At 64.2% G+C, this 21,452-nt stretch carries 19 protein-coding genes; 9 read left to right on the forward strand and 10 right to left on the reverse strand.

Annotated features, from left to right (window positions below; genetic code table 11):
• Positions 1 to 40 precede the first annotated feature (40 nt).
• The 6 genes from recQ to IC234_RS08975 all read left to right on the forward strand — a co-directional run bounded on the left by recQ (position 41) and on the right by IC234_RS08975 (position 6,705).
• Positions 41 to 2,284, forward strand: a complete 2,244-nt coding sequence (gene recQ, locus IC234_RS08950) for a DNA helicase RecQ (RefSeq protein ID WP_190923599.1) — start codon at positions 41 to 43, stop codon at positions 2,282 to 2,284.
• A 93-nt stretch (positions 2,285 to 2,377) separates the two neighbouring features.
• Complete coding sequence (locus IC234_RS08955) at positions 2,378 to 3,052, forward strand: DUF2306 domain-containing protein (protein ID WP_190923601.1); 675 nt, start codon at positions 2,378 to 2,380, stop codon at positions 3,050 to 3,052.
• The gene (locus tag IC234_RS08960) at positions 3,049 to 3,972 is read left to right on the forward strand and encodes a hypothetical protein (RefSeq protein WP_190923603.1); all 924 of its coding nucleotides are present in this window, start codon (positions 3,049 to 3,051) and stop codon (positions 3,970 to 3,972) included. Before IC234_RS08955 ends, IC234_RS08960 begins: the two co-directional genes overlap by 4 nt.
• Positions 3,973 to 4,058: 86 nt before the next feature.
• Positions 4,059 to 4,865 (forward strand): hypothetical protein, encoded by an 807-nt coding sequence (locus IC234_RS08965; RefSeq protein WP_190923605.1) that lies wholly within the window; start codon positions 4,059 to 4,061, stop codon positions 4,863 to 4,865.
• A 116-nt stretch (positions 4,866 to 4,981) separates the two neighbouring features.
• Positions 4,982 to 5,803: a LexA family transcriptional regulator gene (locus IC234_RS08970; RefSeq protein ID WP_190923608.1), complete on the forward strand. Its 822-nt coding sequence runs from the start codon at positions 4,982 to 4,984 to the stop codon at positions 5,801 to 5,803.
• A gap of 179 nt (positions 5,804 to 5,982) precedes the next feature.
• Entirely contained in the window at positions 5,983 to 6,705 is a 723-nt protein-coding gene (locus IC234_RS08975; protein ID WP_190923610.1) for a pirin family protein, read from the forward strand.
• Positions 6,706 to 6,776: 71 nt separating this feature from the next.
• On the opposite strand, the gene IC234_RS08980 is transcribed toward IC234_RS08975, so the two are convergent.
• Entirely contained in the window at positions 6,777 to 7,682 is a 906-nt protein-coding gene (locus tag IC234_RS08980) for a hypothetical protein (protein ID WP_190923612.1), read from the reverse strand.
• A 179-nt stretch (positions 7,683 to 7,861) separates the two neighbouring features.
• Here IC234_RS08980 and IC234_RS08985 point away from each other — a divergent pair, with 179 nt between their 5' ends.
• On the forward strand, positions 7,862 to 8,878 hold the full coding sequence (locus IC234_RS08985; protein ID WP_223827579.1) for a fasciclin domain-containing protein: 1,017 nt from the start codon (positions 7,862 to 7,864) through the stop codon (positions 8,876 to 8,878).
• 76 nt (positions 8,879 to 8,954) lie between these two features.
• Here the strand turns inward: IC234_RS08985 and IC234_RS08990 are convergent, their stop codons facing one another.
• From IC234_RS08990 to IC234_RS09020, 7 genes are all read right to left on the reverse strand, one after another.
• The gene (locus tag IC234_RS08990; protein WP_190923614.1) at positions 8,955 to 10,805 is read right to left on the reverse strand and encodes a M2 family metallopeptidase; all 1,851 of its coding nucleotides are present in this window, start codon (positions 10,803 to 10,805) and stop codon (positions 8,955 to 8,957) included.
• A 127-nt stretch (positions 10,806 to 10,932) separates the two neighbouring features.
• Positions 10,933 to 11,874: a M90 family metallopeptidase gene (locus IC234_RS08995; protein WP_190923617.1), complete on the reverse strand. Its 942-nt coding sequence runs from the start codon at positions 11,872 to 11,874 to the stop codon at positions 10,933 to 10,935.
• A gap of 35 nt (positions 11,875 to 11,909) precedes the next feature.
• Entirely contained in the window at positions 11,910 to 13,187 is a 1,278-nt protein-coding gene (locus IC234_RS09000) for a hypothetical protein (protein WP_190923619.1), read from the reverse strand.
• Between the two features lie 41 nt (positions 13,188 to 13,228).
• Positions 13,229 to 14,539, reverse strand: a complete 1,311-nt coding sequence (locus tag IC234_RS09005) for a hypothetical protein (protein ID WP_190923621.1) — start codon at positions 14,537 to 14,539, stop codon at positions 13,229 to 13,231.
• 25 nt (positions 14,540 to 14,564) lie between these two features.
• Positions 14,565 to 14,891, reverse strand: coding sequence for a low molecular weight protein tyrosine phosphatase family protein (locus tag IC234_RS09010; protein ID WP_190923623.1), 327 nt, complete (start codon positions 14,889 to 14,891; stop codon positions 14,565 to 14,567).
• A gap of 135 nt (positions 14,892 to 15,026) precedes the next feature.
• Positions 15,027 to 16,478 (reverse strand): DEAD/DEAH box helicase, encoded by a 1,452-nt coding sequence (locus tag IC234_RS09015; protein ID WP_190923626.1) that lies wholly within the window; start codon positions 16,476 to 16,478, stop codon positions 15,027 to 15,029.
• A 110-nt stretch (positions 16,479 to 16,588) separates the two neighbouring features.
• The gene (locus IC234_RS09020) at positions 16,589 to 17,530 is read right to left on the reverse strand and encodes a YihY/virulence factor BrkB family protein (RefSeq protein WP_190923628.1); all 942 of its coding nucleotides are present in this window, start codon (positions 17,528 to 17,530) and stop codon (positions 16,589 to 16,591) included.
• Positions 17,531 to 17,636: 106 nt separating this feature from the next.
• Between IC234_RS09020 and IC234_RS09025 the strand changes: the two genes are divergently transcribed.
• Positions 17,637 to 18,191, forward strand: a complete 555-nt coding sequence (locus IC234_RS09025; RefSeq protein WP_190923630.1) for a DUF2062 domain-containing protein — start codon at positions 17,637 to 17,639, stop codon at positions 18,189 to 18,191.
• Here IC234_RS09025 and IC234_RS09030 read toward each other — a convergent pair.
• Positions 18,188 to 18,715 carry an NADPH-dependent FMN reductase gene (locus IC234_RS09030; RefSeq protein ID WP_190923632.1) on the reverse strand — a complete coding sequence of 176 codons (528 nt, stop codon included), beginning with the start codon at positions 18,713 to 18,715 and terminating at the stop codon, positions 18,188 to 18,190. The two genes, IC234_RS09025 and IC234_RS09030, sit on opposite strands and share 4 nt — an antisense overlap.
• 111 nt (positions 18,716 to 18,826) lie before the next feature.
• Positions 18,827 to 20,083, reverse strand: a complete 1,257-nt coding sequence (locus IC234_RS09035) for an MFS transporter (protein WP_190923634.1) — start codon at positions 20,081 to 20,083, stop codon at positions 18,827 to 18,829.
• 181 nt (positions 20,084 to 20,264) lie between these two features.
• Here IC234_RS09035 and IC234_RS09040 point away from each other — a divergent pair, with 181 nt between their 5' ends.
• Positions 20,265 to 21,434 (forward strand): MFS transporter, encoded by a 1,170-nt coding sequence (locus tag IC234_RS09040; RefSeq protein WP_190923636.1) that lies wholly within the window; start codon positions 20,265 to 20,267, stop codon positions 21,432 to 21,434.
• The last annotated feature ends 18 nt before the right edge of the window (positions 21,435 to 21,452 follow it).

Consider the following 21,452-nt stretch of genomic DNA (forward strand, 5'->3'; position numbering starts at 1 on the left):
GCCCCGCCTGTTATTTTTATCTAATTACTCCGCCTGCGTCATGTCCGATACCTTAACTACCGCTCCTCCCGACCTGCTGCCCGCCGCCCGCCAGGCCCTGAAACGGTATTACGGCTATGACAATTTCCGGCCCATGCAGGCCGACATCATCCAGAACATTCTGGGGGGCAAAGACACCGTGGTGCTCATGCCCACCGGCGGCGGCAAGTCGGTCTGCTTCCAGATTCCGGCCGTGGTGTCGGAGGGCACCTGCGTGGTGGTGTCGCCGCTCATTGCGTTGATGAAGGACCAGGTGGAAGCCCTGAAAGCCAACGGCATCGCGGCGGCCTACATCAACAGCAGCGTGGGGCAGTCGGAGTCCAACGACATTGCGCGGGCGGCCGTGAGCGGGCACCTGAAGCTGCTGTACGTGTCGCCGGAAAAGCTGCTAAGCGACGGCTTCTTGCAGTTTCTGAACCGGGTAAACATCAGCCTGTTTGCCATCGACGAGGCCCACTGCATTTCGAGCTGGGGCCATGATTTTCGGCCCGAGTACACCCAACTCGGCGCGCTGCGGACGCACTTCCCCAACACGCCCATCATCGCCCTCACGGCCACGGCCGACCGCCTCACCAAGCGCGACATCATCACCCAACTCAACCTGCACGAGCCCCGGGTGTTCCTCTCCAGCTTTGACCGGCCCAACATCAACCTGCTGGTGCGGCCGGGCCAGGACCGCATGGGCTCGGTGCTCGACTACATTGCCCGCCACCCGCAGGACCCGGGCATCATTTACTGCCTTTCGCGCAAAACCTGCGAAACCGTGGCCCAGAAGCTCATCGCCAAGGGCGTGAAGGCCGGCCACTACCACGCTGGCATGACACCCCTGCAGCGCGGCAAGGTGCAGGAAGCCTTTTTGCAGGACGATTTGCAGGTCATCGTGGCCACCATTGCCTTCGGCATGGGCATCGACAAGAGCAACGTGCGCTGGGTGATGCACTACAACTTGCCCAAAAACATCGAAGGCTACTACCAAGAAATCGGCCGGGCCGGGCGCGACGGCGCGCCCAGCACCGCCATCCTGTTCTACAGCTTCGCCGACGTGATGCAGATGCGCGAGATGGTGACCAAGGACGTGCCCGCGCGCCAGGCCCAGCTCAACACCGCCAAGCTGGAGCGCATGCAGCAGTTTGCCGAAGCCGCCAGTTGCCGCCGCAAAATCCTGCTCAACTACTTCTCCGAAACGCTGCCGCAGGACTGCGGCAACTGCGACATCTGCCGCAACCCGCCCACCACCTTCGACGGCACCCTCATTGCCCAGAAAGCCCTTTCGGCCGTGTTTCGCAGCCGCGAGCGGGTGGCCATCAACCTGCTGATTGACATCTTGCGCGGCATGCGCAACCAGGCCGTGCTACAGGGCGGCTACGACCAGATAAAAACCTACGGCGCCGGCTCCGATTTGCCCTACCTCGACTGGTACAGCTACATCCACCAGATGCTGAACGACGGGCTGTTTTACATCGCCTACGAGGAAGGCTACGCCCTGAAAATCACCGAGCGCGGCCACCAAGTGCTGAAGGGCCAGCTCGCGCTGCCGCTCAAGAAGTTCCAGCCCGCCGAGAAGGCCGAAAAGCCCACCCGCGCCAGCAAGAAGGCTGCCAACGCTGCTTCCACGGCCACCATCGGCACGCCCGAGGCGCAGCTGTTTGAGAAGCTGCGCCGGCTCCGCAAGGCCATTGCCGACGAGCAGGGCGTGCCGCCTTACGTAGTGTTTTCGGACGCCACGCTGCAGGAAATGGCCGCCGAGCGGCCCGTCAACCGCGTGGGCATGCTGGGCATTTCGGGCGTGGGCATGAAGAAGTTCGAAACCTACGGCGAGGCCTTCATCAAGCTGATTCTGGAGGACGGCGGCGGGCAGTACGTGCCGTCCGATTCGGACAGCATGTTCAACGAGCCGCGCCCGCGCCTGGCCAAGGCCGAGAAAACCGAAAAGTCGGCAGGCGACTCCGAGGACGCCACCGTGCAGTTTCACCACATGGGCCTCACGCCGGAGGACATCTCCGAGCGCCGCGGCCTGGCCCTGAGCACCGTGAAAACGCACCTCTACACGGCCTACGCCAAGGGCCGCGAGCTGCGCATCCACGACTTCGTGAGCGACTCGGAGCTGGCCGAAATCCTTACGGCCCGCGCCCAGCTCGGCAACGAGGCGTCGCTGCGCGACCTGTTCGACCACCTGCGCGAGAAGTACGACTACTTCCAGCTGCGCATGGCCGCGCTGTACCACAAGCGCCTGCGCGGGCAATAATTCCGATAAGTCAATGTTGCAAGCAGGCCCGCCGGTACCCACGGCGGGCCGCTTCAGTTTATTTGCCGGTTATCGCCCGAACGCGCTGCTTTTATGCTCCGAAAAATCGTCCTCTTTCTTGCCGCCGCTTTCATCGCCGCCTTCGCGGGCCTGATGCTCACCAAAACGCTGCCCTACTACACCTTTGAAAAGGGCATTAACTTCCTCACTACCAAAAGCGACGAAACCAACGACAACCCGTTTTTCCGACTGGGGTTCTACGTGCACATCACCACCAGCCTGGTGGTGTTGGTGTTGGGGTTGCTGCAGTTTCTGCCGGTGCTGGCGCGGCGCGGGCCGGGGCTGCACCGGCAGCTGGGCAAGGGCTACGTCATCGGTATTCTGGCCCTGGCGGCGCCGTCGGGTCTCATTCTGGCCCGCTTTGCCAACGGCGGGCTGGCGGCCCAGGTGGGCTTCACGCTGCAGTGCCTGGTGTGGTGGGGCTGCACTTGGCGGGCCTACCAGGCCGCCCGCCAGCGCCAGTGGAGCCTGCACGTGGACTGGATGCTGCGCAGCTTCGCCGTGACGCTGGCGGCACTAGCGTTGCGCGGCGAAAGCTACGTGATGTATTACGTGTTCGAAACCAAGCCCATTGAGACGTATCTGACGGTGACGTGGCTTTCGTGGGTGGGCAATTTGATAGGGATGGAAATTCTGCTGGAAACAGGGCTGGGGCGGTATTTCCTGCGCGAGTTCATGCCGGAGCTGCGCAGTAAATTGGCGGCATGAAGCAAACGTTCTACCCGTTTTTACTGGCTGGCCTGCTGGCTGCCTGCCAACAGCAGAAACCGGTCGCCACCAATGTTGCGGTAGCTGCCAGCGCGCCCGTTCTAGTGGCCAAAGCCGGCGAAAAAGCGTTGCCGTCGCTATTCGCCGCTGCCGATACGCTCACAGGGCCCATGCGGCAGCTGCTGCGCGAAATCGACTTATCGAAGCTGTGGCAGGGCGATACCCAATATCGCCGGGAGAACCCAACGCTGCAGGGTTTCTTTGGCCCCGACCATTACCGGTTTGCGCTGGCTTTTACCAGCGTGCAGCGCGATGCCCGGCACCCCGAGGTGTACCACGTGCGGGGCAAATGCCGCTACCGGAAAAATATCCGGCCGTTCGAGGGCACACTCACGGTGCGGCAGATTGCCGATTTGGAGGCGCCCTGGGATTATGATGAATTCACGTCTCAGCAGCAAGATTCGACCCTGACGGAAGCGGCCGCCAACGATTCGGCAGAGGCGCAGTATGAGCGCGCCCGGCGGCTGTCGCATCCCTACACCCTGCGCGCCGAACTGGCAATTCAGGAAGCAGCGGCCCCAAATAGCGGCGTATTTCGCGGAGAAGCCGTGCTCAATTTTCACGTTGCCAGCCGTGGTCGGCTGGGGTACGTCACGGCCCCGTTTGTGCATAAAGGCGTGCCTGCCAACGGTAGCGAAATGCTCGTGCACGGCGCGCGGCGCAACCTGACGACCCGGGAAGTAAAGACGTTTGTGGTAGCCGCTGACGTGTTTGCCGCTGCTCCCGAGGTGTACAAAGATTTCGGCATCGGCGACCGGGGTGGCGAAGTCAACCCCAAATACGCCAAGCTGGGCTGGAACGAGGTTTGGGAAAACGACGAATGGTGGGCCGACTCGCCCAAACCCTCGCTCACGCTCTAATACTAAAGCCGCACACCCCACGTTAGGAGAGCACAAGCGCCATCTAGCAATATAGCTGGGCACTCACTTCCTTCACTTACGGGCATATGCGGTACTCCTTGCTTTTCACGGCTCCGGCGCTGCTGGGCACCCTGCACCTCAACGTCCTGTCGCCGGTGCCCGGACCCGCCGCCAAAGCCACCACGGCCGCCCTGGCCGCGCCCGGCGCCATCCTCTCCAACGCCGCCCGCCATGCCCTGCTGGCCCGCGCCAACCTGGGCAAGCTGTGGCAGCACCAGCCCCAAAGCGGCACCGAGGACGTGCTCAACGGCTGCTTCGGCTACGACGGGCGGCGGCTCGAATTCGTGTTCACCACCGTGCGGGCCGATGCCAAAAGCCCCGGCCGCTACCTGGTGGCCGGCAAGTTTCGCTGCTACGGCGACGTGACGCCCTTCCGCGGCAGCATCGAGCTGCAGCAGGTGCAGCGCCTGCCCAATGAGCAGGCCGGGTACGCCGAAGACAGCGAAACCAAAGTGCCCACCTACTGCGCCACGGGCAGCTTTGCCCTGCAAGCCACCAGCCCGCACGGCCTGGGCGGCCAGTTCGACGGCCGCCTGGCCCTGGATTTTACCCTCGCGCCCGGCCACCGCGCCCAACTGGCCACCTACACCCACAACCCGGCCACGCGCAACGGCGGCCTGCTCTTCGACGGCCAGTGGCGCGAAGACGCCACCGCCGAAACCGCCGTGCCCGCCCTCTGGAAGCAGGGCACGGCCGTGACGCGGCAGGTGCTTGCGCGTTTCGACATCGGCGAGCGCAACTCGTTCGTGAACCCCAAATACGCCCGCGTGGGCTGGAACGACTTCTGGAAAAACGACGAATGGTGGGCCGAGCGACAACTGGCTCGACGCTAAAGTGGTGGGCAGAAAATTATTAGCTAAGTGAATTAGTAACTTCGCACTTGCGTTGCTAACTTCACCAGCCGAATTCGCGTTGAAACCAACGCCATTCCCGGCCGCTGCCCCTCCCGATGATTAATACCAACCTCAAGTTTTGCCGGCGCGAGCTCGCCCTCACGCAAGCCCAGATGGCCGACAAGCTCGGCATCAAACGCTCCTTGGTGGGCGCCTACGAAGAAGGCCGCGCCGAGCCCCGCCTCGCTACGCTCGTCAACATGGCTCGCTTGTTCGGCATCACGCTCGACCAGCTCGTGACCACCGACTTCAGCAAGAAGAAGAACGCCAAGATTATTGGCTCGGTGCCGGCCCCCGAAGCCAGCGGCGCCGAAGACGACACCGACCCGCCCACCACGCCGGCCGGCGGCAAGCTCCGCATCCTGGCCCTGACCGTGGACAAGGACCAGAACGAAAACATCGAGTGGGTGCCCCAAAAGGCCGCCGCCGGCTACCTCAACGGCTACGCCGACCCCGAGTACCTGGAGGTGCTGCCCAAGTTCCGCCTGCCCATGCTCTCGAACACGGGCACGTACCGAGCCTTCGAAATTGCGGGCGACTCCATGCTGCCCATTGCCAGCGGCACGGTCATCGTGGGCCGCTACGTGGAGGACTGGAGCACCATCAAGGACGGCACGCCGTGCATCGTGGTGAGCAAGCGCGAAGGCATCGTGTTCAAGCGCCTTTTCAACAAGCTGCGCTCCGGGGCCATGTTTGTGCTGCACTCCGACAACCCCAACTTCTCGCCTTACGACCTGAACGTGGACGACGTGCTCGAAATCTGGGAAGCCAAGAGCTACATCAGCAGCACGTTCCCGATTGCCGAGCTCTCGCTGGAGCGCGTGGCCAGCCTCGTGCTCGACCTGCAGCAGCAGGTGGCGCTGCTGAAAAGGGCGTAGCCAGTAGAGCGCAAGCGTAACCCGTCATGCCGCGCGTAGCCGAGGCATTTGGCTCGGCCGTTTTCTTGTCCTCACAAAGCCCTGTCGCGCCTGCGGCAGGGCTTTGCCGTTTGCTGGGCCTAACTTCTGAGGCAACTGGCGCGTATGCGGGGCACGCCCACCCTCACGCGCCACCCTCTATGCTCAAATACCTTTCCGCTGCCGACCGCCACCACGCTGCCCCCGCCGCCTGGCTCAGCAGCTATTTTCTGTTTTCGTTCGCCGATTATTTCGACCGCGACAATATGCATTTTGGCCCGCTCCGGGTGTTCAACGACGACAGCGTGGCGCCGCAGTCGGGCTTTCCGCAGCACCCGCATTCGGAGATGGAAATCGTGACGCTGGTGCTCGAAGGCGAAATCCAGCACCAAGACACGATGGGCAACAAAACCACCATCAAAGCCGGCGAAGTGCAGCGCATGACCGCCGGCACCGGGCTGGCCCACTCCGAATTCAACCGCCAAGACAAGCCCCTGCACCTCTACCAGTTGTGGTTCATTCCCGGCCAGAAAGGCCTGGCGCCCAGCTACGAACAGAAAGACATTGGTTTCATCAGCGGCAACAAGAACGAGCTGGTGCCCCTCGTGACCGGCCAGAAAGTGCTGGAAGACGTGGTGTACATGAACTCCAACAGCACCGTATACTGGGCCAACCTGGACTGCGGCAAGGAAATCGAGTTCAAGACGTTTCCCATTCGCCTCACCTTCATTTACGTGAAAGAAGGCGTGATTTTCGTGAACGGCACCGAGCTCGGCCCCAACGACCAGGCCCGCATGACCAACGACGACGTGGTGCATGTGCGCGCCAGCAAGGACGCCCAGTTCATCCTGATTGACCTGCCTTCGAGCGAGTCGAACTACTAGCTCTCCAATGCGTCACCGAACAAAAAAGCCGGCCTCCAGGGGCCGGCTTTTTTTTGTTCGGTGCCAAACGGCTAGAAATTATACGTGACGCCCGCCGAGAAGCCGGTCGACTTGCCGATGTTGCGGCCGGCCACGTAGGTGCTGGCGCCCAGCGTGAGGCCGAAGCCGTTGGCAATGGGGCGGTAGGCGCTGGCCCCGAGGCGCACGTAGTTGACGCGCGTAGACGGAAAAAATCCGGTAAAGCCTGTTTCTGAAATGTCGGTGCCACCGTTCGATTCCTGGAAGGAGGCAAAGCCTTCTACGTAGGTTTTGGGGCCGGCATAGCCGATTTTGGCTTCGCCGATGAGGGCGTGGGGCACCGGGCCGGTGCGCAGGCTGTAGCCAATTTGGCCGGTGGCAAACACGCCCGACGCCGTTTTGAGGTGCGCCACGCCGGCGGCCGTGTACTTGGTGGCGCGGTTGCCGATGGCGATGATGTAGCCGTAGCCGGTGTTGCTCTGGTAGTTGCTCAGGGGCGTGCTGAAGCTGACCACCCCGAGCAAGTCGAGAATGCTGCTGCCCAGCTCGCGGCTGTAAGTTTTGAACTTGAACAGCGCCGTCACGTCCTGAAAGCCTTGGCGCACGTTGGTGTAGCCCTGGGTGGAATACAGCGCGTTCAGGTCGTTAATCACGGTGCCCGGCGCTTTGCCCTTCGACTGGATATAGGGCAGGCTGAGCACCACGTCCACCTTGTCGGAGAGGCCGTAGGTGCCGTAGAGGTTCACGGAGTTGACGCGCACTTCCTGAAAGATGGGCACGCCCTCAATTTTTTCCGGGGCCAGGTAGGCACTGGTGTAGCTTTCGGTGGTGCCCGACACCACCACCGAGCCGTGGTGTTTGCCCGCCATAAAGCCGCTCACCAAGCTTTGGGCGCGAGCGGCTGGAGCGGAAGCCGCCAGCAGGAGCGAGGCAACAGCCAGGGTAACGTATTTTTGCATAATATCAAGAATGCTTAAGAAGTAAGAGGGCGCGTGCGAGTGAATGGGTAATTGCTGCAAAGCATCAATGGCGCAATTTACGGGCTGATTCAGGGCTTCGGATTTACCTTAGCGCAATCCGACGGCCCGCGAAATGCGTTTGTATTCAACCTAGTATGGCCAACAACTCTATTTGCCCGATGAACCTTACGATTTACCCGATGAAAAATTATTTCCCTTCTAAAGCCGGCGTGCTGCTTCTGGCACTTTTGGCATTGGGTGGCTGCGCCAAGAACAGCGAAGTGGCGCCAACCATAACAAACATCGCCGTCACCAACCCCGATTTCCAGACGCTGGAAGACGCCGCCATTCGCGGCGACGTGGCCGTGCTGCTCGGCAACAAAAACGAAGCCGACCCTTCCGGCAACTTCACCGTGTTTGCCCCCACCAACGCGGCCTTTGCCCGCCTGGGCCTCAACTCGGCCGCCGACCTGACGGCCCTGCAGCAGCCGTTCCTGCGCAACACGCTGTTTTACCACGTGTTCAGCGGCACGCTGCCGGGCGGCGCCCTCGCGCCGGGCAGCACGTCGGCCTCGGCGTTGGGCCTCACGCGCCGCATCATTCAGCGCCCCGACGGCAGCCAGTACGTCAACGGCTCGAAGATTCTCGGCAAGGACGTGCAGGCGGCCAACGGCCTCATTCACCCCATCGACAAAGTGCTGCTGGCCACGGGCGCCGACGTGCTCAACTCGGCCCTGGCCCTGCAAAGCGGCAGCGTGTTTGTGAAGCCCGAGCTCACTTTTTTGGTTGAAGCCGTGGTGTACTGCAACCTGCAGTCGGCCCTGACGGGCACGCCTGGCAGCGCCAAGCTCACCGTTTTTGCGCCCACCGACCAAGCGTTTAAGGACCTGGGTGTCTTGCTAAACGTGCCGCTCAACGTGCCCGCCGACATCCGCAAGCTGCCCGTGGCCACGGTCACGGCGGTACTGCTCAACCACGTGGTGGTGGGCGGCACGCAGGGCGGCAAGTTCACGCCCGAACTGCCCGAAAATTCCACCATCGCCGCGGCCGGCGGCCCCATTGCGCTGGGCGCCTTCACCAACGGCGTGCTCACGGCCAAAGGCAACGGCAATGCTACCCCGGCCAACATGGTGATTCCCGACGTGCAATGCACCAACGGCGTGGTGCACGTCATCGACCGCGTGCTGCTGCCGTAGCTGGCGCAACAATACAAAAACGCAAAAAGGCCGACTCTGTGTAAGAGTCGGCCTTTTTTATGCTGGCTATGGCAGCTTACATGGTGTATTTCCGGCCTTTGTTTTGGGCTTTCAGGTAGGCCATCAGCGGCTGGAAGTAGTCGACCATGGCGCGGGCCGAGAGGTCCTCGCCGGTTTTCTCTTTCAGCACCACGCGCCAGTCGCGGCTGGAGCCAGGGCGCATGATGTCGCGCAGGAACTGGCCCACTTCCTTGCTGCCGTAATAGTTGGTGGCGTGCGGGTCTTGGTGCAGGATGTTTTTGGCAATGTGGTCGTGCAGCTGGAACAAGATGACGTAGCTCAGGGCGTAGTCGTAGTACTGCGCGGGGTCGTCGTTGATGTGGGTTTTGGTGGCCGGGTCGAGGTAGTTTTCGCCGCGCGCGGTGGGCGGCACCATCCCCTGGTACTGCTTGCTCAGGGCCCACCACTTGGCGTTGAGCTGGTCGGCGGGCAGCTTGTCGGCGTAGAAGCTGTTTTCCCATTCGCTCATCACGCCCGAGGCGAAGGGGATGAACACCACGTAGTCCAGCGCTTCCTTGAGCAGCTGCTGGGTCTGGTCGGTTTTGGTGCCCGGCTTCACCAGGCCCAGGCCTTCCAGGAAGGGTTGCTGCTTGGCGGCCAGGCCCATCATCGAACCAAAGGCTTCGTGGTAGGCGCGGTTGGCGCCCTGGCGGAGCAGCGGCGGCACGTCGGGGTTGGAGTAGGACTGGTAGTAGAAAATGTGGCCCAGCTCGTGGTGGGCGGTTTCGTACCACTCGGTGTTGGCCTCCACGCTCATCAGGCTGCGCAGGTCGTTGTTGAGGTCGATGTGCCAGGCCGAGGCGTGGTTGTTCTTTTTGTAGGTGGCGTCTTTGGGCAGCGGGTAGAGGCTGCTTTTCTCGTAAAACGAAGCCGGCAGCGCCGGAAAGCCCAGGCTCTGGTAAAACCGCTCGCCCTGCTTCACCTGCCACTCGGCACCTTTTTTGGCCAGCACGGCGTCGAGGTTCAGGCCTTTCACGTCCACCATCGAGCCCCAGCTCTGGCCCCAGCGGTTGGGCAGCCAGTGGGCGGGCAGGTAGTCGGGCACCTGCTTCACGTGGTATTTCTTGGCCAGCTCGTAGCGGGCGTAGGTGTGCAGCTCGCGGTAGAGCGGGCGCAGCTCGTCGTTGATTTTGCGCACCAGGGCCATCATTTCGTCCCGGGTCAGGCCGTAGTCGCTGGCCTGGTAGGTGAAGTAGTCTGGATAGCCCAGGGCCTGCACGGTCTGGTTGCGCAGGTCGCGCAGGTTCAGCAGGCCGTCTTTCAGGGTGGGGCCGATGGCCTTGCTGGCTTCCCACACCTGCTGGCGCTTCTGTGGGTTGGTTTCCTTGCGCAGCAGCTCGTCGAGGTCGTTGGTCGTCACGGATTTGCCGGCGTACTTATAGTCGAAGCCGTAGAGCTTTTCCGTCTGCGCGGCTTCGGCGCTGATGCGCTTTTTCACCACGTCGGCCACGGTTTGGGGGTTGTTGGCGGCGTTGTAGAGAGCCGTTTCCAGCTGCTTCACCTGCAGCTCGGTGAGGTCGGCTTTGTGGCTCAGCAGCTCGCGCAGCTGGCGGATGTTGTCGGCGCTGCCGGTGAAGGCGGCCATGCGCTGGTTGGCGCGGGTGGTGGCGCCGGCGTTGGCCGTGTCGCCGGCCACGATGTGCGTGTTTGAGCGCCACTCGGCCTCGCTCGACGCGGTGTAGAGGCGCACGTAGTCGGCGTTGTAGCCGTCCAGAAATTGCTGCGCCTGGGCGCGGTAATCGGGGGCTGTGGGCGGCACGGTGGGGGCCATCGGGGCGGCCGGCGTGGTGGCCACGGGTGTTTTCGCGGTGGGCGCGCAGGCCGCCAGCGTGGCAGCGGCCATGAGGGGAAGCAGGTGCTTTTTCATGGGGCAAAGAAATGCATTTTGCCAATGAAAAAAGGTGCGTCATGCTGAGCTGGTCGAAGCATCTCTCCCGCGAGAGTAATTGATTTACCTCCACGGTAGAGGTGCTTCGACCAGCTCAGCATGACGTTCAAGCAGTTTGCGCCTGCCCCAAGTGGCATTCCTTGTACTTCTTGCCGCTGCCGCACGGGCACGGGTCGTTGCGGCCAAACTTGCGGCGGCTGCGCAGGGTTTTCAGCCATTCGCGTGGGTCGGTGGCAAAGCGCAGGAAGCGCTTTTTGGGGTTTTGGCGGAAGGCCCGGCTCAGCAGCTCGTACAGCTCGGGGTGGTTTTCCTGCAGCTTTTCGGGCTTCTCAAAGAAATACTCCGTGACCACGGCAAAAAACTCGGCCTCGTTGGTGGCGGCGTAGGGGTTGATTTCGGACTTGCCGGCTTGAATAGCGGCAATTTCGCGCTGCATCACGGCGGCCCAGGGCTGCAGCAGCTCGGGCGGCAGGGCGGCTTTGGGCAGGCCGTCAATCACGCCGTCGGCCTCATCGAGCAGGTGAGCAAATTCGTGGATGCCCACGTTCTGGCGGTCCAGCCCGTCGCGGAAGCCCTGTTCCAGCGACGCTTTCGAAAGGCGCATATAGTGCTGGTTTTGGAAGTTCTGCACCGAGCCCAGCAGCGTGCCTTGCAGCGGCTTCACCTCCTTGTCGGGGTCGTTTTCCAGCTTCCAGGCATCGGGCACGATGAGCACCTCGCCCAGATTGCCGTATTCCCACTCCGGAAAGCCGAACACCGGAATCAGGGCCGAGGCCGCCACCAGCAGGCGCGTGACGTCGTCGACCTCCGTTTGCACGCCCGTGATGCGCGTGCTGGCCAGAAAAACCTGCACCTGCTTCTCAAACCGCACCTTTTCCTTCTTGGTGAGCGACAGGTAAAATGCTACCCGCTCGGCCAGAATCTGGCGCCAGGCGGCCGGAAATTCTTCGGCCAGGGCCTCGGTGCGGCGTCGGCTGTCGGCGGTGGCGTAGCGGTAAAAGGCGTAGAGCACGGCCGCCAGCACGGCCAGGGAAATCAAATAAGGCATGGCCGCTGGTACGGTGCCGGCCCGCTGGGGTTGGGTTAGGGCCGGGCGACAGCGGTGGCTTTGGCTACGTCTGGATTGCGACTGAGGCGGTAAGTTAGTCCCAGGCGCATCGCGGCAACGACCAGGGCATCAAGGCTCACGGCCACGCGCTGGTTGCGCCAGCCCAGGCCGAGCTCCGGAATGAATGGCATGGTGGGTTTGCTGAGGTCCTCGTCATTGGGCGTGGCCGCCGGGCCGTCGGTGATGCGGACGTTAGGCGCAAAAATCCGATTGCCCTCCACGCCAAACCCCACAAACAGCCGCTGCGGCCGCCGCGACCGAAAATGAAACCGCAGGCCCACCCGGCCCGAGGCCAGCCCCGCGCGGTAGGCAAAGGCGCTATACACGGGTTCGGACACCGTCACGAGCTTATTGTCGATGATGACCGTCCGCTCGCTCGTGTACGCCAGCGTCCGGCCCTTGCCGTCGAACAAGCTCACGCTCAAGTCGCTGTACACCGATATGGAGCGGTTGGGCAAAAATATTTCGCCATACACGCCGGCAAACGGGCTGTTTTGCCGCTCGCCCGTGCCGTATCCGCCCAGCTTCAGGGAGCGGCCTCCGGCCACCACGCCGGCCTGAAACGCGGGCCGCTTTTGGCTGATGGCCTGCGCCACCCACGAGGCCGTGGGCGCACGTTCAGCCGCGCAGGATTCATTGTAGGCCAGCACCACGCGGGCCAGCCCCTCGGGCGTGAAGGCCGCGGCGCGGGCGGCCGAGCTCGCGGCCGGGCAATCGCCGAAATACTGTTCCAGCTGCGCCTGGTAATTATTGGCGTCGACCACCACCATCTTGCCCATTGAGCTCGCGCGCAAGTAGTTGCGCCCGCTGAGGTCGAGCACGGGCTGGCCAGGGCGCCGCACGAAATAGTGCGTGGCGCTGTAGCGCACCACCCGCAGCAGCGAAGCGGGCCCTTCCAGCAGCACTTCGGCCAGCAGAGAATCCGTGCGCACGTCGGGATGGTAGCCTTTGGGCAGGCGGTCGAGGCGGGTTTCGGCGGCGTGGTCGATGGGCAGGGCTTCGAACCGGAAATACCGGCCCCCGGCAAACAGCACGGTGCGCAGGTGGCGCGGCAGTAGCGTCACGGCATCGGCCGTGGCAGTGGGGCGGAAATGAATGAACTTGGGCGGGTCGAGCCAAAAACTGTTTTCGATTTCGCCGCGCAGCGTGTCGCCGTTGGCGCGCACCAGCAGGCCGGGCTCATAAGCTTGGGCCGTGCTTTGGGTGATAGCGCCCGTAAAGAGTAAAAGCAGAAAAAGTAGACGTACGGGCATGCGCGACGGAGAAGGAGGGCAGGAGAATAGAAAGTATGACGCTAGTTGCCCCCGGTGGGGCGCGGCGCGGGGGCGTCGTGGTTGCGGCCCAGGCGGTAGGCCAGGGCCAGGCGCAGGGCGTAGTTTGAGCCGACCAAGTTGGAAAAGAGGTCGAAGCTGCCGGCGTTATTGCGGTAGCTCTGGCCATCGGCGCTGATGGTGGTGCGCCCGCTGCGCCAGCCCAGCGTCAGGTTGGGCAATATGGTGGGCGCGGCGTACAGGTCTTTGGTGCCCAAGTCGTTGGGTAGCGCGGTGCCCGTGCTGTTCACTCGGGCCCGAATGATGCTGTTCAACTCATAGCCCATGCCCAGCATAAACTGCTTTTCGCGCGGCAGCGGAAAGTAGAAGCGCAGGCCCAGCCGCGCCGTGCCCAGCAGCGCCCAGTAGTCGACGGCAAAGTACTGCGTCCCAGAGCTCGAATAGCCGTTGTAGTACAGCAGTTGGTTGCTGTAGGGGCTCAGGCTCAGTTCACCATACACCGCTGCCGTGCGGCTGGGCTGAAAAAGCTCGGCGTACAGGCCGCCAAAGGGCCTCACCCGGCAGTCGACGCAGGCCCCGTCGGTGAAACCCGTCATATTTTCAATGCGGTTGTAGCGCGCGCCGGCCAGCACGCCGCCCTGCAGCGACATGCGGCGGCGCGGCTTGGCCGTGGCCAGCCAGCTGCGGCCCGCCTGCTTGGCGGGGCTGCACGTAGCGTTGTAGGCCTGCACCACCGCGGCCAGCCCGGCGGCGGTGAAGGGAGCCCGCTCGGCCGCCTGCGCAGCCGCCGGGCAGGGGCCAAAATACAGGGCCAGCAGGTTCCGGTAGTTGTTGCCGTCGGCCACTTCCCACGAGCCGTTCTGGTTCATGCGCAGGTATTTCCGGTCGCTCAGCTCCAGCACGGGCTGGCCGGGCGCGCTCACGTAGTAGTGCACGGCGCCGGGCTGCACCACGCGTTGCAAGCCGGCCGGGCCGTCTACCAGCACTTCGGCCAGCAGCGAGTCCTGCTTCACGTCGAAGTAGTTGCCGCGCGGCAGCTTGGCCAGATTGGTTTCGGCGGCGTGGTTGAGGGGCAGCAACTCGTACCGGAAATACCGGCCCTGCGCAAACACCACGGCCCGCAGCTGGCGCGGCTGAAAAAGCTGGCTGGGCGCGCCGGCCGCAGCCCGAAAACGGATGAAAGCGGGCGGTTCCAGCCAAAAGCCGTTTTCAATTTCGCCGCGCAGGGTGTCGCCGGTGGCGCGCACCAGCAGGCCGGGCTCGTAGGCCTGGGCGCGGCCCTGAAAAATAAAGCCGAAAAAAGCAGCAAACAAAGGCAGTAGCCGGCGCAGCATGGGGCAATGTGGTAGAATGAAGCCCCTAAAGTAACGGCAAATGCGTGGCCAGCTTCGTGCGCAGCAGCGCAATCAGCGCCGGGTCGCCAAACGGGTATTTGTCGGGAATGCGCAGCACCACGAGGGTTTTGCCGCGCAGCTCTTCGGCAAATTTCTCGCGCAGCCGGTCGGCGTGGCGGCGCTCCATCACGAAGATGGTTTCGGCCCAGCCCAGGTGCCCGGCCGTGACGCGCACCCGCGCGCCGGGTTCCGTGCCGGCCGAGCGGGCTTCGTAGTGGGAGTGGGCGTCGAAAAGCCGCTCGGCCGTGAGGCTGCGCCACTTGTTCTGGCTGCAGATGAAGAGCAGGCGCATGGGACAGTTTGGCGGGGCTGGAAATCGTCTGTCATCCTGAGCGCAGCGAAGGACCTTCTCACGGCAGCATTTTCAGGCGTGAGAAGGTCCTTCGCTGCGCTCAGGATGACAGTCGGCGTTATTTACTTTATTTACTTACCGAATCAGGGCCACCTTCACTTTCTTGCCTTTCACCTTGGCGCCCTGCATGCGGGCCAGCACTTCTTCGGCCTGTGCCTCGGGCACGGCCACGAAGCTGTGGTGGTCAAACACTTCGATGCGGCCCACGGCGTCGCGCTCCAGCCCGCCCACGCTCACAAAGGCGCCGGCCAGGTCGCCCCGGCTGATTTTCTCGCCCTTGCCCGCCGACACATGCAGCGTGACGGTGCTGGGGCGCGGGGCTTTGGGTGCGGCGGCCGGCAGAGCGGGCGGGCGCAGGCCTGCCCATTGCACGTTTTTGGCGGTGGGCCACTGCTGAATTTTCTGCTGCTCGGGCGGCGTCACAATGAGGTGGGCCGTGCCCACGGCGCCGGCGCGGGCCGTGCGGCCCGCGCGGTGCTGGAAGGTATCCGTCTCGTGCGGCGGGTCAAACTGCACCACGGTGTCGAGGTCGTTCACGTCGAGGCCGCGGGCGGCCACGTCGGTGGCCACCAGCACGGTGGCCGAGCCGTTGCGCAGCTTCATCATGCTCTTGTCGCGCTCGGGCTGCAGCATTTTGCCGTGCAAGGCTTCGGCGGCCAGGCCCCGGCCACGCAGGAAGCGGGTGAGCTCTTCCACCCGGTCGCGGGTGTTGGCAAATACCAGCGAGCGGCCCGCGTCGGGCTGCGAAATGAGGTGGAACAGGGCGGCAGGCTTCTGGTCGGCGGCGCTCACCACGTGGCCGCGCAGCACCAGGCTCTCGGGCAGAGTGGTGGCGTTGGAGCCGCCCACGTTCATCACCCGGGGCCGAGTGAGGTACTCGCGCACCAGGCCCAGCACCTTATCCGGCATGGTGGCCGAGAACAGCAGCGTTTGCCGCCGCTGCGGCAGGCGGCTGATGATGGTGGCCATTTCTTCCTGAAAGCCCAGTTCCAGCAGCTTGTCGGCTTCGTCCAGCACCAGCACTTTTAGGCGGTTGGGGACGATGGTGCGGCGCTCCAAGTGGTCGAGCATGCGGCCGGGGGTGGCCACCACCACGTGGGGCATTTGCTGCAGGCCTTTCACTTCCTCGCGCATGGCGTGGCCGCCGTAGTAGCCGGCCACGCGCAGGTTGGGCACGTGCTTGCCCAGGCGCTGCAGAGCGTCGCGCACCTGCAGCACCAGCTCGCGGGCCGGCACCAGCACCAGGGCCTGCATGGTGGCCGAGGTGGGGTCGACCTGCTGCAGCACCGCCAAGCCGTAGGCGGCGGTTTTGCCCGAGCCGGTGGGCGCTTGTCCCGCCACGTCTTGCCCCTCCAAAGCCGGGGCCAGCACCAGCTGCTGCACGGGGGTGGGTTGGGTGAAATTCAGGTCGGCCACGCCCGCCAGCAGGGCGGGGGAGAGGGCGAAATCGGCGAATTGCAGGTCGGGCTTGGGCGAGGGCGTGGCTTGCGGGGCGGCGCCAGCGGCGGAGGTATCGGGGTTTTGCACGGGGCAAAGGTACGGCAGCGGGAAAGGCCGGTTAAACAACCCGTTCGTTCTGCCCCGTTGCCGCCTGGTAAGAAGGGCTCACTGCCTATCCAAGCGGCCCCTCCGTTTTCTTAGGGTTCGTCCTCCACGTTCACCAGCCGGTAGCGCACGGCCGACTTTTTGGGCCGAATGTCCAGCCCAATCCGGTGGGCGTAGGCTTTGGTGAATGCCGCCCCGAAATAGAATATCATGGCGCAATAGAACACAAACAGCAGCACCAGCACCAGGCTGGAGGCCGGCCCGTAGACCGGGCCCAGGTCGCGGGCCACCAGCAGCTGGCCCAGCACCACTTCGCCCAGGCTGATGAGCACGGCTGTGAGCGCCGCCCCGCGCGTGACGGCCCGCCACGGTACCTTGGCCAGACTAAGCGTGCGAAACGTGACCCCGAACCATGCTGCCAGTATCAGCCAGGCTACCAGCGCGTTCAGCACGCGCACCACGTAGTAGCCGAAGGTGGCGTCGAAGTCCCGGATGCTCTCGGCAAACAGTCCCAGGGCCGCATCGGAGGCAAAAGCCAGCAGCGACAGCACGGCCGTGGCCAGCAAAATGCCCGCCGAGCGCGCCCGCTCGCGGAGGGCCTGCGAAACTTTGCCCGTGCCCCGCTTGGGCCGAATTTGCCAAAGCTGGTTGAGCGAGTGCTGAATGATGGTGAACAGCGTGGTGGCCACAAACACCAGAAACGCGAACCCTGCGCACGTCACCCAGCGGCTGCGCTGCGGGTCGGCCACGTTCATCACAATCTGCGACACCAGCCCCGCCGCCGACGCGCCCAGCACCGTGCTGAGCTTGCTCAGCAGCAGCAGCCGCACCATCGAGGTAGAATAGAGCGAGCCCAGCACCGCAATGAGGATGATGAGGATGGGCGGCAGCGCAAACGACGTAAAAAACGCCGTGGCCGCCCCCAGCCGCAGCGGGTCGTTGGCGCCGAGCTCGCGGCCCGCACGGTGCAGCAAAATGGGCAGCTCGCGCCACCAGGGGCCCGGCAGCTCGGCCGGAGAACCTAACTTTGTCATAACGCCCAAAAGGCAACATTTTGGAGCGCAGCCGTAAAAAGAACGCCCCCTTGGCGAAGGTACGGGCTGCTGAATGGCCCGGTGCAGGGCCCCGTTGTTTTTCTTTATGCCCCTTCCCGAAACCCCTTCTCCGCCCGTGGCCGCGCCCGCCGCCGCGCCGCCGCACTCCTGGTTTCGGCGCAAAGTAATCGACCCGTTTGTGGGCCTGCTCAAGGCCGGCCTCTCGCCCGAAAAGCTGGCCCTGACCGTGGCGTTGGGGGTGGCGTTTGGGCTGGTGCCCACCTTTGGCGTAACCACCGTGGTGAGCGCGGCCACGGCGCTACGGCTGCGGCTCAATGTGGCGGCCATGCAGCTGGCGGCTCACCTCATGAGCGCGTTTCAGCTGGCGCTGCTCATTCCCATGCTGCGCGCCGGCGCCATCCTGCTGGGCCAGGGGCACCGGGTGGCGCACCTCACCGTGGGCGGCCTGCGCCGCCTCATCGACGACGAAGGCTGGGTGGCGGTGGGCAAGCTGCTGTGGCGTGCCCAGTTGGGCGCGCTGCTCCTGTGGGCCCTGGCGGCCGTGCCGCTGGTGGCGGTCCTGTACGCGGTGTTTCGGGTGGTGTTTCGGCGCGTGCTGGCCCGGCAGAGTGCGGATGTGCAGCCGGTGGCCGGGGGCTAAAACGCCAGCAGTGCCTTGGCCTGCTCCCGCAGCAGCTGCCGCGAAAGGTCGTGGTTGAGGCCGTCTTCGGCGTTCAGGTCCTGGTTGATGAAGGGCAGGCGCACGCGCTGGGGCAGCACCGAGGTGCCGAGGTACATCAGCACGTCGGTGAGGTGGGCCATGGCCAGCAGGCCTCCCTGGCCGCCGCTGCTCAGGCCCACCAGCGCCGCTTTTTTGCCCGCAATGCCGCCCGGATACGCCAGCCCGTCAATGAACGCTTTGAGCGCGCCGGGAAACGAGGCGTTGTATTCGGGGGTGATGATGACCAGCTTGTCGCTGGCATCGAGCATGGCGGCCAAGCGGTTGAATTCGGGGTTGGTGCCCACGTTGGCGTAGAGGGCCGTGGCCAGAAAGTCGGCCGGCAGCTCGGCCAAATCCAGAATCTGGCTTTCAGACCCGAGCCCGGCGAGCACGGTGCGGTAATAGTTGGCGATGCGGCGGGCGCGCGAGTTGGGCCGGTTGGTGCCGGAAAGGAGCGTAATCAAAGCGAAATAGCAGGGCTGGCGAAGGGTTGTGCAAGGCTAACCCATTGGGCCGGCCAGAGGTTACGAACGGGCGGCAATTGGCCGCGCCGCGTGGCCTATTCAAAGCCAGATTCAGTGCAGAAACGGCCTGCCCGCAGCAATGTCAGCCGGCGGCGGGGGCTGGGGGCGCCGTGCCGCCAGCCAGGCCACTGCGGCCAGGCATAGCGCAAACCACGCCCACGGCAGCCGCAGGTCCAGCACCGACAGCACCCCGAACACCAGCGTGGTGCCAAAGCTGGCCAGGCCCTGAAAGGCTTGGTTCAGCCCAAAAATCTCGCCGCGGTCGGTATCGGTGGTGCGGCGGGCCAGCAGCCCTTCCAGCAGGCCCTGAATGAGCGAAAGCGTGAGGCAGTCGAGGGTGACCAGGACGTAGAGCGCCACGCGCGAGGTGCCCACCAGGCCGTAGCCGGCCAGCACCGGCGTGCCCAGCGCCGCCAGCCACACAATGGCCCGGCGCTGGTTGATGCGGTCGGCAAAGTAGGTGTAGAACACGTAATTAAGCCCTACGCTTAATGCTCCGAAAAACATGAAGAAGTAGGAGATGGCGCGCGCATCCATGCGCAGCGCGCTCAGGCTGGCGAAGGGCACGAAGTAGAAGTAGTAGCCCGTGCTGAGCGTGAGGGCCACCTGCGTGAGCACAATGCGCCGGATGCCGGGGTTGCTGGCATTTTTGGCACTCAGCCGGGCCCAGAGCGTGAGCGGGTTGATGCTCCGGGCCAGCTCGGTGCGCAGCTCGGCGCCGCGCACGCCGTTGCGCTGCTGGTGGGTTTCGGGCAGGGCGAGGGCCAGCAGCACGTTGAGGGCGGCCAGGGCCAGGGCCAGGCGCACCACGTAGGTGGCCTGCTGGCCGGCGGGCACCTGCAGGGCCGTGAGCAGCAATCCTGCCGCCATGGGCCCCAGCACGAAGCCCAGCGAAATGATGGCGCCTTCGATGCCCAGGTTGCGAAACAGCCGCTCGGGCGGCGACGCATCGGTGATGGCCGAGCGGGCCGTGGCGTACATGCCGTTGGTGAGGCCGTCGGACACGCGGTTGGCGAAGTACAAACCCGCGCGCACGGGCAGCAGCAGGGCATTGGCCAGCAGCGTGCCCACCGCCGAAAGAATGAAGATGGGCCTGCGCCCGTAGCCGTCGCCCAGCCGCCCCAGCAGCGGCGCCGAAAACAGCTGCACCCCCAGAAACAGCCCCGTGCCCACGCTCAGCCACAACTGCGGCTGGCGCAGGCCGCGCACAAAATCGGGCAGCACCGGGCCCACGGCAGCCCCTACCACTACGTCAACCAAAATCAGGGCGTACAGCAGCGGTAAGGTTCGGCGGGGGAGGGGCGGCATTGCCACAAAATAACGCCATTATCGGCCGGCGACGGCACTTCCGAGGCAAAGCCGCCGTATAGGAAGGCCTTTGCGCGAAACTGATTTTGCCGCTATGCCCGCCCAAAGCCACAGGAAACAGGTCCCTCGCTGCCGCAGTGGCCTTACTTTGCGCCGCAGGGCCTCCCGGCCACCCTGAATTATGAGTGAAGTATTGGTTGAGTCGCCGTTGCGGGTGTCGCCCACGCGGGCCCGCGTGGCCATTGCGTTGTTTTTCTTCGTGTCGGGGTTTGGGTTTGCCACCTGGGCCTCGCGCATCCCCGTCATTCAGCACCGCCTGGGGCTGAGCGCTGCCGAGCTGGGCGGCGTGCTGCTGGCCCTGCCGGCCGGCCTCATGCTCACGCTGCCCGTGACCGGGCAGCTGTTGCAGCGCTTCAGCAGCCGGCAGGTAATGCTGGTTGGGGCCGTGCTCTACAATCTGGCGTTGGGCCTGCTGGGGTTTGCGGCGCATACCTGGCAGCTGGCCGTGCTCCTGTTCTGCTTCGGGTGCTCGCGCAACCTGCTCAACCTGTCGGTGAACGCCCAATCGGTGGGCGTGCAAACGCTGTACAACCGTTCCATCATCGCCACGTTTCACGGCATCTGGAGCGTGGCGGGCTTTGCGGCGGCGGGGCTGGGGGCACTGCTCATTAGCCGCGACGTGAGCACCACCGTGCATTTCGCCGCCGTCTCCGTGGGCCTTACGGCGCTGGCCTTTGCCTTCTTTCCCCAAACGCTGGCCCTGCCGCCGGCTCCCGAAAAGAAGTCCTTCTTCACCTGGCCCGAGAAAACGGTGCTGAAATACGGCCTCATCACCTTCGCCTCCATGGCGTGCGAAGGCACGTTTTATGATTGGAGCGGCGTGTATTTCTCCCAAGCGGCCCACGCGCCCAAAGCCATTTCCGGCCTGGGCTTCACCCTCTACATGGTGGCCATGACGTCGGGCCGCTTCCTAGGTGACTGGCTGGTGGGCCGCTTCGGCATCAAGCAAATCCTGCAAGCCAGCGGCCTGCTCATGAGCACCGGGCTGCTGCTGGCCGCCGCCTTTCCCACGCCCGTAGTGGCGGGGCTGGGCTTCGTGCTGGGCGGGCTGGGCGTGTCGTGCGTAGTTCCTCTGGTGTTCAGCCTGGTGGGCCGTGCCAACCCCTTGAGCGCGGGCGCGGCCATTGCGTCGGTGTCGACGGTCAGCTACTTCGGCTTTCTGATGGTGCCGCCGCTGGTGGGCTTTGTGGCCAAGGCGGCGAGTTTGCGCTGGTCGTTCGCCCTGGTGTCGGTGCTGGGCCTGCTGGTGGTGTGGGTGGTGCCCAAGCTGCGGGTAGAAGGGGAGAAGTAAGGCACAAAAAAAGCGCGA

This window comes from Hymenobacter armeniacus (assembly GCF_014699055.1).
In the GTDB taxonomy this organism is placed as follows: Bacteria; Bacteroidota; Bacteroidia; order Cytophagales; family Hymenobacteraceae; genus Hymenobacter; species Hymenobacter armeniacus.